The sequence below is a fragment of the Micromonospora sp. NPDC048905 genome (genome assembly GCF_040649655.1).
Classification (GTDB): Bacteria; Actinomycetota; Actinomycetes; order Mycobacteriales; family Micromonosporaceae; genus Micromonospora.
On the sequence record NZ_JBEZFV010000006.1, the window covers coordinates 362,125 to 375,162 of the forward strand.

Here is a 13,038-nt window from a genome sequence, read left to right on the forward strand (position 1 = left end):
CCACTCACACCTGGCTCCGACGCAGCTACTGGGCGTCAGGTCGTATCACCGCAGATCAGCGAAGGTCATTGGAGTCACCCGTTCCCGAAGGGATGGACAGATGTCCGTACCGCAATACCGAAAGGCTGCGGCGGTTGCGCTCGTGGCCGGCCTGGGGCTCAGCCTCACGGCGTGCTCCACGAAGAGCGACGACAAGGACACGACCGCCGGCGGCAAGGTCACCATCACGGTCGACTGCCAGCCGGTCGGCGCCCAGAAAGAGCTGTTGAAGAACTGGAACGACGACGTCGCCGAGTTCCAGCGGCAGAACCCGGACATCGTCGTCAAGAGCGTCAGCGTCGGGGAGCAGTGCAACAACCCGCCGGACTTCACCGCCCGCCTCGCCGGCGGCACCGTGACCGACGTGTTCTACGGCTACATGACCGACCTCCAGCAGGTGCTGGACTCGGGTCAGGCGATGGACATCACCCAGTACGCCAACAAGGACAACATCTCCACCTGGGACAGCGTCGACCCGGCGCTCAAGGAGGTCTTCACCGACGGCGGCAAGCTCTACGCCGTGCCGGTCAAGAACTACTCGATGGGTCTGGTCTACAACAAGGCCCTGTTCCAGCAGGCCGGGCTCGACGCCAACAACCCGCCGAAGACCTGGGCCGACGTCCGGGCCGCCGCCAAGAAGATCTCGGCACTCGGCAACGGCATCGCGGGCTACTCGGAGTACAGCGCCGGCAACACCGGCGGCTGGCACTTCACCTCCCTGCTCTACTCGCAGGGCGGCCGCATGCTGACCGAGGACGGCAAGAAGGCCGACTTCAACAACGCCCAGGGCAAGCAGGTCCTGCAGAACATCAAGGACATGCGCTACGGCGACAACAGCATGGGCGCCCGCCAGTTGCTGCAGTGGGGTGACCTGCTGACGAACGCCGGCGCGGGCAAGGTCGGCATGTTCATCGGCGCACCGGACGCCACCCAGGCGATCGTCAGCCAGTTCCAGGGCAAGTTCCAGGACTGGGCGATGAGCCCGCTGCCCGGCCAGGACGGCCCGGCGAAGGGGACGCTCGGTGGCGGCGAGGGCTACTTCTTCAAGAAGGACCTGACCCCCGAGCAGGTCAAGGCCGGCATGAAGTGGATCGCGTACCAGAAGCTCACGCCGGGCAAGGGTCAGTTCGACTACGTCCGGGCCAAGCCGCAGAACTACCCGGTGGGCCTGCCCCAGCCGCTGCTCTTCGCCAACGGCAGTGAGGCGCAGAAGCAGGAGCTGGAACTGCGCAAGGCGAACGCGAACGTCGACACGGCGAACTTCGCGCTCTTCGAGGCCACCCCGGTGCCGATCAAGGGTGAGCCGCGTAACGCACAGGCGGTCTACGCGGTGCTCGACGCTGCGATGTCCGGCGTGCTGACCAACCCGAACGCGAACATCGACGCGCTGCTCAAGACCGCCGAGCAGAAGGTCAACCAGCTCCTCGCCGCAGAGAGCTGACCGATCGTGTGGGGGCCGGGACGCCGACCCGGCCCCCACACCATCCGCCGCACCTCGTCGACGTCACCGACTCAACCAGGAGTTGCCTTGGCGATCACCACCGTCCCGGAGACCCCGAGGAAACCGGGCCGCCCGCCGTCGCCGTACTCGGCGAGGCCGCAGCGCACCAGCCTCGGCCGAAAGGTACGGGACAACCTCACCGGTCACGCGTTCCTGATCGGCGCGGTGCTCTGTTTCGTCGTCTTCTCCTGGTACCCGATGGTCCGCGGCGTCGTGATGAGCTTCCAGCGCACCCGGCGTGGCGAGACGACCTGGGTGGGCTGGGACAACTACACCCGCATCATCGCCGACCCCAGCTTCTGGACGGCCTGGCAGAACACCTTCTACTTCACGGTGCTCGCGCTCGTCGTCGGGTACGCGGTGCCGTTCTTCGTGGCGATCCTGCTCAACGAGTTCCGGCACGCCAAGGGTTACCTGCGGATCCTGGTCTACCTGCCGGTGATGCTGCCGCCCGCCTCGGCGCTGTTCCTGTTCAAGTTCTACGCGTACGACCCCAGCGAGGCCGGGCTCTTCAACGCGATCCTCAAGGCGCTGCACCTGCCCACCTCGCAGTGGATGCAGTCGCCGGAGATGACGATGCCGGCCATGGTGGTCGCGTCGACCTGGATGAACATGGGCGGCGCGGTGCTCATCTACCTGGCGTCGTTGCAGAACATCCCCGGGGAGCTGTACGAGGCAGCCGAACTCGACGGCGCCGGGATCTGGAAGCGCATCGTCCACGTGACGATCCCGCAGACCCGGCTGATCCTCGCGCTCCTGGCGATGTTGCAGATCGTCGCCACGATGCAGCTCTTCATCGAGCCACTGATCCTCGCCAACGGCGCGGGCGCGGAGGACTCCGCGACCTCGGTGGCGTACCTCATCTACCAGCACGGGTTCTTCCAGAACGACCTCAACGGCGCCGCTGCCCTGGGCGTGATCATGCTCGTGGTGCTGGCCGGCTTCTCCGCCGTGTACGTGCGGCTGACTGCGAAACAGGACTAGGACGGCGAGGAATGGCACAGGATTCCGGAACCCGGACCCTCATCTCCCACTCCCAGCTCAGCCGGGGGCGCGGCAAGGTCATCTACTGGACGCTGCTGGTCGTCGTGGTGGCGGGGTTCACGCTCGTCTTCCTCGGACCGCTCTACTGGATGGTCACCGGCGCGCTCAAGTCCGGCCAGGAGATCGCCCAGACCCCACCGACGCTGTTTCCGAAGGATCCGCAGCCGCAGAACTACATCGACGCGTGGAACAACCTGGCCCTCGCCAAGCTGCTGTTCAACACGTTCTACTACGCGATCGGCGCGGTGCTGTTCCAACTCGTCTTCGACGCGGCTGCCGCGTACTCGTTGTCCAAGCTGAGGCCGATCTTCGGCAACGTGATCCTCGCGCTGATGCTGGGGACGCTGATGATCCCGGCGATGGTCCTCATCGTCCCGCAGTACGTGACGGTGCTGGACCTGCCGATCCTGCACATCAACCTGCTCGACTCGCCGTTCGCCATCTGGCTGCCGATGGTCGCGAACGCGTTCAACATCTTCCTGTTGAAGCGCTTCTTCGACTCGATTCCCGAGGAGTTGATGGCGGCGGCCCTGATGGACGGGGCGTCGTCACTGCGCACCCTCTGGTCGATCATCCTGCCGCTGTCGCGTCCCATCCTCGGCGTCGTCTCGATCTTCGCCGTGACGGCGGTGTGGAAGGACTTCCTCTGGCCGAAACTGGTCATGCCGTCGCCGGAGACCCGGACGGTCAGCGTGGGCATCTACACCTTCGCCGGTGGCACGCCGATGAACGTGGTGATCGCCGCGTCGGTCATCGCCGCGATCCCGACTGTCATCATCTTCCTGATCTTCCAACGGAACATCATGTCCGGTCTGACCACGGGCAGCATCAAGGGATAGCCACCACCGCATCCTCCCGCGCGGCGAACAACGACCGTTCGCCCGCCACATATCCAGGTCCGGCTGACCCGCCGACGTACTGACGCAGAAAGCAGGTGCTCGTGTCCACAGCTGACAGAAGTCCGTGGTGGCGTGGAGCCGTGATCTACCAGGTGTATCCCCGGAGCTTCGCCGACGGTAACGGCGACGGCATCGGTGACATCGCCGGCATCCGGTCCCGGCTGAACCACCTGTCCGCGCTCGGCGTCGACGCGATCTGGTTCAGCCCCTGGTATCCCTCCCCGATGGCCGACGCCGGCTACGACGTGTCCGACTACCGCGACATCGACCCGGTCTTCGGCAGCCTGGCCGAGGCGGAGGCGTTGATCGCCGAGGCACACGAGCTGGGCATCCGGACCATCGTCGACGTGGTGCCGAACCACTGCTCCGACGCGCACCCCTGGTTCCAGGCGGCCCTCGCCGGTGGACCCGGCGCGCCGGAGCGCGACCTGTTCTGGTTCCGGCCCGGCCGGGGTCCCAACGGTGACCAGCGGCCCACCGACTGGATCGGCGAGTTCGGCGGCGAGACCTGGACCCGCACCACCAACCCGGACGGCACCCCCGGCGACTGGTACCTGCACCTGTTCGCCCCGCAGCAGCCGGACTTCAACTGGGACCACCCCCGGGTACGGGCGGAGTTCGAGGACATCCTGCGGTTCTGGTTCGACCGGGGCGTGGACGGCATCCGGATCGACTCGGCCGGGCTCCTGGTCAAGGACGGGGAGCTGCCCGAGGTCCGACCCGACCACCCGCACCCGTTCCACGATCTCGACGGGGTGCACGACATCTACCGGGGCTGGCGGCGGGTCGCCGACTCCTACCCGGGTGAGCGGGCGCTGATCGGTGAGGTGTGGCTGCCGGACCGGCAGCGGTTCGCCAACTACCTGCGCCCGGACGAGCTGCACGCCGCGTTCAACTTCGACTTCCTCGGCTGCGCGTGGGACGCCTCGGCGCTTCGCGAGAGCATCGACGGGACGCTGAGCGCACACGCGCCGGTCGGCGCACCGGCCACCTGGGTGCTCTCCAACCACGACGTCACCCGACACGTCACCCGCTACGGTCGGGCCGACACCCGGTTCAGTTTCGCCGCCAAGCGCGAGGGGACCCCCACCGACCTGGAGCTGGGCACCCGTCGGGCGCGCGCCGCCGCACTGCTCTCGCTGTCGCTGCCCGGTGCCGCCTACGTCTACCAGGGCGAGGAACTGGGCCTCTACGAGGTCGAGGACATCCCGTACGCGCTGCGGCAGGACCCGATGTGGGAACGGTCCGGCCGGATCGACCCGGGCCGGGACGGCTGCCGCGTACCGCTGCCGTGGGCCGGTGACCAGCCGCCGTTCGAGTTCAGCCCCGCCGGTGCCGCGACGCCCTGGCTGCCCCAGCCGGCCGACTGGAAGGACCGGACGGCCAGCGCCCAGACCGGCGACTCGACCTCGATGCTGGAGCTGTACCGGGCGGCGATCCAGGCCCGCAGGGCCGAACCGGCGCTCGGTGACGGCGAGCTGACCTGGCTGCCCGCCCCGGACGGGGTGCTCGCCTTCAGCCGCGGCCGTGGCTTCAGCTGTGTGGTCAACCTGTCCGCCGAGGCGGTGTCGATGCCAGTGCAGGGGGAGTTGCTGCTGGCCAGCGGACCGCTCGACGACGGGTTGCTGCCGTCCGACACCGCGGTCTGGCTGCGTACCGCCGAATCCACCGACGGGCCGCGCGGGGCGGACGGCCCGGCCTGACCTGACTCCGCTCGCCGTGGTGCCGGCGGCCCGTCCCGGCCGCCGGCACCACGCCACCAGGAAGGAGGTACGAGGGAGACGCGCGACACCGCACCGACACGGGGGGATCTGGCCTGCCTGACGAAAGGGAGAGCGCAGCTCATGGCCAACCACACCACCGGCACCCCGCACCACCTTCGACACCCGGCCCGGGCAGGGTTGGCCGCCATCGCCGCCACCCTGCTCGCCGCCACAACGGTGACCGCCCTCGCGGTCACCGGCACCGCGACTCCGGCCTCGGCGGCCGGGTTGTCCCCCTTCGACATCTCCGGCCGGGGCGCCACCGTCCCGTTTCTCGAGCAGGAGGCGGAGGAGGCCGCCCACAACGGCTCGAAGATCGGCCCGGACCGGCGCTACGGCACGCTGCCGTCCGAGGCGTCCGGCCGGGAGGCGGTCACCCTCGACGCCGTCGGTGAGTACGTCGAGTTCACCCTCACCGCGCCGGCCAACGCGGTCACCTTCCGGTACAGCCTGCCGGACAGCCCGTCCGGCACCGGCCGGGACGCCGCCATCGATCTGCGGGCCAACGGGTCGCTGCTGAAGTCGGTCCCGGTGACGTCCAGGTACGGCTGGTACTACGGCGGATACCCGTTCAACAACAACCCGGGTGACACCAACCCGCACCACTTCTACGACGAGACCCGGGCGATGTTCGGCAGCACCCAGCCGGCCGGCACGAAGATCCGGTTCCAGGTCTCCTCGACCGCCCAGTCGCCCTCGTTCACCATCGACCTGGCCGACTTCGAGCTGGTCGCCCCGGCGATCACCAAACCCTCCGGTGTGCTCGACGTGGTCACCGACTTCGGCGCGGACCCGAGCGGCGCGACCGACTCGACCGCGAAGTTCCAGGCGGCTGTCGACGCCGGTAAGGCCCAGGGCCGGGCGGTCTGGATTCCGACCGGCACCTTCACCCTCTGGGACCACGTGGTGGTCGACGGGGTGACCCTGCGCGGCGCCGGCCCCTGGTACTCGGTGCTCGGCGGCCGGCATCCCACGGACCGGAACCGGTCCGTCGGCATCTACGGCAAGTACGTCCCCGGTGGCGGCTACACCGGCCCGGTCCGCTCGCACGAGGCGAACGGGCCGAGCCGCAACGTGACGCTGCGGGACTTCGCCATCATCGGCGACATCCGCGAGCGGATCGACGACGACCAGGTCAACGCCCTGGGTGGGGCGATGACCAACTCGGTGGTCGACAACCTGTGGCTGGAGAACACCAAGGTCGGGGCGTGGATGGACGGCCCGATGGACAACTTCACGATCCGCAACAGTCGCATCCTGGACCAGACCGCGGACGGGGTGAACTTCCACACCGGCGTGACCAACTCGACGGTGACCAACACCTTCGTCCGGAACACCGGGGACGACGCGTTGGCGATGTGGGCGCAGAGCGTGCCGAACGTCAACAACTCCTTCACGCACAACACCATCGGCGTGACCCTGCTGGCGAACCACCTGGTCAGCTACGGCGGTCGGGACATCAAGATCACCGACAACGTGACTGCCGACTCGCTCACCAACGGCGGCGGCATCCACGTCGCGAACCGCTATCCGGGTGTGCAGGGCGACACCGCGGTCCGGGGCACCTGGACGGTCGCCCGGAACACGTTGATCCGCAACGGCAACTCGGACTACAACTGGAACTTCGGCGTCGGGGCGATCTGGTTCTCCGCACTGAACGAGTCGTTCCAGCAGGCCACCATCAACATCACCGACACCGACATCCTGGACAGCTCGTACGCGGCGCTGCACTGGATCGAGGGCCAGACCAGCGGCATCAACCTGAGCAACGTGCGGATCGACGGCGCCGGCACGTACGCGCTCCAGGTGCAGGCACCCAGCCAGGTGTCCTTCACGAACGTGCGGGCCACCAACATCGCGCAGAGCAACCCGATGCACAACTGCGTGGGCGGTGGCTTCCAGATCACCCAGGGCAGCGGCAACTCCGGCTGGTACACGTCGACTCCGTACTGCGGCCCGTGGCCGAACCCGCAGTGGGGCGGCGGACCCACCACGCCGCCGCCGACCACCCCGGGGCCCACCACCCCGGCACCCACCACCCCGGCGCCGACCACGCCGCCGCCGACCACCCCGGGGCCCACCACCCCGGCACCCACCACCCCGGCGCCGACCACGCCGCCGCCGCCCACCACGCCGCCGCCCACCAGCGGGGGGAACCTGGCGCTGAACCGGTCGGCGACCGCGACCAGCACCAACCAGAGCTACACGGCGACCAACGTGGTGGACGGCAACGCGGCCAGCTACTGGGAGAGCGCCAACAACGCCTTCCCGCAGTCGGTCACCGTCGACCTGGGCTCGGCCCGATCGGTCGACCGGGTGGTGCTCAAGCTACCCAGCGGTTGGGAGCAACGCACCGAGACGCTGTCGGTGCTCGGCTCCACCGACGGCTCGTCGTACGCCACCCTGGCGTCGTCCGCCGGTCGGGTGTTCGCCCCCGGCTCGGGTAACGCCGTGTCGATCGGTCTGCCCTCCGGTGACCGCCGCTACCTCCGGGTGACGGTCACCGGCAACACCGGCTGGCCGGCCGCGCAACTCTCCGAGGTCGAGGTGTACGGCGGCACCCAGACCACCCCGCCGCCCACCACGGCCCCGCCCACCACGGCCCCACCGACCACGGCCCCACCGACCACGCCGCCGCCCAGCGGCAACCTGGCGGCCGGGAGGTCGGTCACCGAGACCAGCCACTCCGACGTGTACGCCGCCGCCAACACCGTGGACGGCAACCCGAACACCTACTGGGAGAGCGCCAACAACGCCTTCCCGCAGTCGCTGACGGTGGACCTGGGCACCAACCGGACGGTGTCCCGGGTCGTGCTGAAACTCCCACCGTCGTCGGCCTGGCAGACGCGTACGCAGACGCTGTCGGTGCTCGGCTCCACGAACGGCTCGTCCTTCAGCACCCTGAAGGCGTCCGCCGGCTACACCTTCAACCCGGCCAGCGGCAACACGGTCACCGTGACCTTCACGGCGACCAGCCAGCGGTACCTGCGGCTGACCGTCACCGGCAACACCGGCTGGCCAGCGGGTCAGCTCAGTGAGTTCGAGGTCTATTCCAGCTAGCCCGGGTGCCCCCGTCCGATCCGGGCGGGGGCCACCCGATCCGGCGCTCCGGGGCGACGCGGCCCCGGCCCGCCGACCCCGTCCCACCCGCACCGTCCCCCACCTGTCGCGGAACGACGGGCGTACCCCTGCACCCGTCGCCGGGCAACGCACCCGCACCCACCCCCGAAAGAGGTGTAGCGACCCCATGTCCAGTAACGGCACCAGACGAGGCACGCCGCCGAGCGGCGCGCCCAATCCCGTCCCCCGCACCGCCCGCAGCCGGCGGCTCCTCGCCGGCGCACTCGCCGGGATGCTCCTCGCCACCGCCCCGGTCGTCACCCCCGCAGCGACCGCGGCACCGGCGGCCGACCCGTCCGCGGCCGCCGCGCGCATGGCGATGCTCGCCGGGCTCTCGGCCACCATGACCGCCAGCAGCTACAACCAGAACTACGTGGCGGGCAACGCCAACGACGGCAACGCCTCGACCTACTGGGAGAGCAACAACAACGCGTTCCCGCAGTGGATCCAGGCGGACCTGGGCGCCACGGTCAGCGTCGACCGGGTGGTGCTCAAGCTGCCGCCCGCGTCGGACTGGCAGACCCGCACCCAGACGCTGTCGGTGCTCGGCTCCACGAACGGCTCGTCCTTCACCACCCTGAAGGCGTCCGCCGGCTACACCTTCAACCCGAGCAGCGGCAACACCGCGACCGTCAGCTTCACCGCCGCCAGCACCCGCTACATACGGGTGCAGGTCACCGGCAACACCGGCTGGCCGGCCGCGCAGCTCTCCGAGGTCGAGGTGTACGGCGCCACCGGCAGCACCGACACCCAGGCTCCCAGCGCCCCCGGCAACCTGGCGTACACCCAGCCCGCCAGCGGGCAGATCCGGCTCACCTGGTCGGCGTCCTCCGACAACGTCGGGGTGACCGGCTACGACGTGTACGCGGGCGGCGCGCTGCGCGGCAGCGTCAACGGCTCGACGCTCACCTACACCGACAGCCAGTCCGACAGCGCCACCGTCTCGTACTACGTGCGGGCCAAGGACGCCGCCGGCAACCAGTCGTCGAACAGCAACACGGTGACCCGGACCGGCACCGGCAACCCGCCGACCGGGAGCAACCTGGCGATCGGCAAGCCGATCTCCGCCTCCGGGTACGTGCACACGTTCGTGGCCACCAACGCCAACGACAACAACGTGGCGACCTACTGGGAGGGCAACGGCAACCCGAGCACGTTGACCGTGCAGCTCGGCGCGAACGCCAGCCTCAGCCAGGTCGTGGTGAAACTGAACCCGGACTCGGCCTGGGGTGCCCGTACGCAGAACATCGCGGTGCTCGGTCGGGACCAGGGCTCGTCGTCCTTCACCACTCTGGCCGGTGCGGCGAACTACAGCTTCAACCCGGGCAGCGGCAACACGGTGACCATCCCGGTCTCCGGTGCGGCGGCCGACGTCCGGCTCTCGATCGCCTCGAACACCGGCGCCCCGGCCGGACAGGTCGCCGAGTTCCAGGTCTTCGGCACCCCCGCGCCGAACCCCGACCTGACCGTGACCGGCATGTCGTTCAGCCCGTCGGCACCCGTGGAGACCAGCACCATCACGCTCTCCGCGACCGTGCGCAACGCGGGCTCGGCGGCCTCCGGCGCGACAGGAGTCAACTTCTACCTGGGCTCCACCCGGGTCGGCACCGCGTCGGTCGGTAGCCTCGCGGCCGGCGCCTCGACCACGGTCAGCGCCAGCATCGGCACCCGGGACGCGGGCAGCTACCCGCTCAGCGCGAAGGTCGACGAGTCGAACACCGTCGTCGAGTCCGACGACACCAACAACAGTTACTCAAACCCCAGCCCGCTGGTGGTCAGCGCGGTCGCCACGTCGGACCTGGTCGCCTCGTCGGTGGCCTGGTCGCCGGGCAACCCGTCGGCCGGCAACACGGTCACCTTCTCGGTGTCGGTGCGCAACGCCGGCACTGTGGCGTCCGCGTCCGGCTCGCACGGCATCACGCTCACCGTGCTCAACGAGTCCGGCACCGTGGTCCGTACCCTGACCGGCTCGTACTCCGGTGTGATCAACGCCGGCGCCACGGTCGGCCCGGTCAACCTGGGCACCTGGACCGCCGCGAACGGCAAGTACACCGTCCGGGTGGTGCTCGCGGCCGACGGCAACGAGCTGCCGGTCAAGCAGGCCAACAACACCAGCGACCGTCCGCTCTTCGTCGGTCGCGGCGCCAACATGCCGTACGACATGTACGAGGCCGAGGACGGTGCGGTCGGCGGCGGCGCCAGCGTCGTCGGGCCGAACCGGGAGGTCGGCGACCTGGCCGGCGAGGCGTCCGGTCGGCGTGCGGTGACCCTCAACTCGACCGGCAGCTACGTCGAGTTCACCACCCGGGCCAGCACCAACACGCTTGTCACCCGCTTCTCCATCCCGGACGCCCCGGGCGGCGGTGGGATCAACTCCACGCTGAACGTCTACGTCAACGGCACGTTCCACAAGGCCATCGACCTGACGTCCCGGTACGCCTGGCTCTACGGCAACGAGACCAGCCCGGGCAACTCGCCGAGCGCGGGCGGGCCGCGGCACATCTACGACGAAGCCAACGTCATGCTCAACTCGACGGTCCCGGCCGGCAGCAAGATCCGCCTCCAGAAGGACTCGGCCAACACCACCAACTACGCGATCGACTTCATCAACACCGAGCAGGTGTCGCCGATCGCCAACCCGGACCCGACCCGCTACACCACGCCGGGCGGCTTCACCCACCAGGACGTGCAGAACGCCCTGGACCGGGTGCGGATGGACACCACCGGCAACCTGATCGGGGTGTACCTGCCGGCCGGTAACTACTCCACCTCGTCGAAGTTCCAGGTGTACGGCAAGGCGGTCCAGGTGACCGGTGCCGGCCCCTGGTACACCCGGTTCAACGCCCCGTCGGGCCAGGACAACACCGACATCGGCTTCCGGGCCGAGAACTCGGCGGCGAACTCGTCCTTCAAGAACTTCGCCTACTTCGGCAACTACACCTCGCGGATCGACGGTCCGGGCAAGGTGTTCGACTTCTCCAACGTGTCGAACATCGTGATCGACAACATCTGGAACGAGCACATGGTGTGCCTCTACTGGGGCGCGAACACCGACTACATGACGATCAAGAACTCCCGGATCCGCAACATGTTCGCCGACGGCATCAACATGACCAACGGGAGCACCAACAACCTGGTCAGCAACAACGACGCCCGGGCCACCGGTGACGACAGCTTCGCGCTGTTCTCGGCGATCGACGCGGGCGGCGCCGACATGAGGGACAACGTCTACGAGAACCTGACCTCGACCCTCACCTGGCGGGCCGCCGGTGTGGCCGTCTACGGCGGCTACGGCAACACGTTCCGCAACATCTACATCGCGGACACGTTGGTCTACTCCGGCATCACCATCAGCTCGCTCGACTTCGGCTACCCGATGAACGGCTTCGGTGCCAGCCCGCCGACCCGGTTCGAGAACATCTCGATCGTGCGGGCCGGCGGGCACTTCTGGGGCTCGCAGACCTTCCCGGCCATCTGGGTCTTCTCCGCCTCGAAGGTGTTCCAGGGCATCCGGGTCAGCGATGTCGACATCGTCGATCCGACCTACAGCGGCATCATGTTCCAGACCAACTACGTCGGCGGGCAGCCGCAGAACCCGATCACCGACACGGTCTTCACGAACGTCTCGATCAGCGGGGCGCGCAAGAGTGGTGACGCCTACGACGCCAAGTCCGGCTTCGCCATCTGGGCCAACCCGATGCCGGAGGCCGGGCAGGGGCCGGCCGTCGGGTCGGTCACCTTCAACAACCTGCGGCTGAGCAACAACGCGGTGGACATCCAGAACCCCACGACGACCTTCACCATCAACCGCAACTGATCCAGCCGGCACCGGATGCCGCCGGGAGGTTCACCCCTCCCGGCGGCATCGTGCCGTGCCGACCCTCGCCGGCCGCGAACCGGGCCGCGCCGCTGGCCGCGTCCGTGGCCAGCGAATCCATCCCGTACGCCAGCTCGGTCGCCAGCGCCTCCGGCTCGGGCCGTCCGGCACCGGCCAGGACCGCCGCCCGGTCGTTGCGCAGGCAGGTCTGCGGGTGCCGGGCGATCGCCGCCGCCAGCTCCTCGGCCGCGGCCCGCGCCTGGCCGGGTGGCACCAACCGGTTGACCAACCCCATCGAGTACGCCTCATCCGCCGGCACCGGGCGGCCGGTGAGGATCAGATCCATGGCCCGGCTCTCGCCGATCAACCGGGGCAACCGCACGGTGCCACCGTCGATCAACGGCACCCCCCAGCGGCGGCAGAACACCCCGAGCGTCGCGTCGGACTCGGCGACCCGCAGGTCGCACCAGAGCGCCAACTCGAGCCCACCCGCCACCGCGTACCCGGAGATCGCCGCGATCACCGGTTTGCTGAGCGTCATCCGCGTCGGACCCATCGGGCCGTCCCCCTCCGGCTCGACCCGGTTGCCGCTCGGCGTGCCGAGGGCCTTCAGGTCGGCGCCGGCGCAGAACGTGCCACCGGCCCCCCAGAGCACAGCCACCGACGCGTCCGGATCGGCGTCGAAGGCCCGGAACGCGTCGGCGAGCGCCCGAGCCGTAGGACCGTCGACGGCGTTCCGAACGTCCGGGCGATCCAGCACCACAGTGCAAACCGCCCCAACCCGCGTCACCCGCACACCCATCCCGCCAGCATGCCCGCCCCACCCCCACCCCACAATCCCCGTCGATCTTGCAC

General features: G+C 69.2%; 7 protein-coding genes. 6 read left to right on the forward strand and 1 reads right to left on the reverse strand.

The annotated features are described in order from the left end of the window. Positions 1-100 precede the first annotated feature (100 nt). From AB0C01_RS18660 to AB0C01_RS18685, 6 genes are all read left to right on the forward strand, one after another. A complete protein-coding gene (locus tag AB0C01_RS18660) occupies positions 101-1,480 on the forward strand; it encodes an extracellular solute-binding protein (protein ID WP_357571691.1) in 1,380 nt (459 codons plus the stop codon). A gap of 87 nt (positions 1,481-1,567) precedes the next feature. After that, the gene (locus tag AB0C01_RS18665) at positions 1,568-2,524 is read left to right on the forward strand and encodes a sugar ABC transporter permease (protein ID WP_357243626.1); all 957 of its coding nucleotides are present in this window, start codon (positions 1,568-1,570) and stop codon (positions 2,522-2,524) included. Between the two features lie 11 nt (positions 2,525-2,535). After that, positions 2,536-3,423: a carbohydrate ABC transporter permease gene (locus AB0C01_RS18670; protein ID WP_357243629.1), complete on the forward strand. Its 888-nt coding sequence runs from the start codon at positions 2,536-2,538 to the stop codon at positions 3,421-3,423. A 140-nt stretch (positions 3,424-3,563) separates the two neighbouring features. Further along, complete coding sequence (locus AB0C01_RS18675; RefSeq protein WP_357243632.1) at positions 3,564-5,186, forward strand: glycoside hydrolase family 13 protein; 1,623 nt, start codon at positions 3,564-3,566, stop codon at positions 5,184-5,186. Positions 5,187-5,327: 141 nt separating this feature from the next. Next, positions 5,328-8,306, forward strand: coding sequence for a discoidin domain-containing protein (locus AB0C01_RS18680; RefSeq protein ID WP_357571692.1), 2,979 nt, complete (start codon positions 5,328-5,330; stop codon positions 8,304-8,306). Between the two features lie 187 nt (positions 8,307-8,493). Beyond that, positions 8,494-12,183, forward strand: a complete 3,690-nt coding sequence (locus AB0C01_RS18685; protein ID WP_357571693.1) for a discoidin domain-containing protein — start codon at positions 8,494-8,496, stop codon at positions 12,181-12,183. Here the strand turns inward: AB0C01_RS18685 and AB0C01_RS18690 are convergent. Then, the gene (locus AB0C01_RS18690; protein ID WP_357243641.1) at positions 12,170-12,985 is read right to left on the reverse strand and encodes a crotonase/enoyl-CoA hydratase family protein; all 816 of its coding nucleotides are present in this window, start codon (positions 12,983-12,985) and stop codon (positions 12,170-12,172) included. The two genes, AB0C01_RS18685 and AB0C01_RS18690, sit on opposite strands and share 14 nt — an antisense overlap. Positions 12,986-13,038 lie beyond the last annotated feature (53 nt).

Excerpts from the sequence above, each read along its gene's own strand:
- AB0C01_RS18660 (WP_357571691.1), top strand. The coding sequence starts at position 101 with ATGTCCGTACCGCAATACCGAAAGGCTGCGGCGGTTGCGCTCGTGGCC.
- AB0C01_RS18670 (WP_357243629.1), top strand. The coding sequence starts at position 2,536 with ATGGCACAGGATTCCGGAACCCGGACCCTCATCTCCCACTCCCAGCTC.
- AB0C01_RS18680 (WP_357571692.1), top strand. The coding sequence starts at position 5,328 with ATGGCCAACCACACCACCGGCACCCCGCACCACCTTCGACACCCGGCC.
- AB0C01_RS18685 (WP_357571693.1), top strand. The coding sequence starts at position 8,494 with ATGTCCAGTAACGGCACCAGACGAGGCACGCCGCCGAGCGGCGCGCCC.
- AB0C01_RS18690 (WP_357243641.1), bottom strand. The coding sequence starts at position 12,985 with ATGGGTGTGCGGGTGACGCGGGTTGGGGCGGTTTGCACTGTGGTGCTG.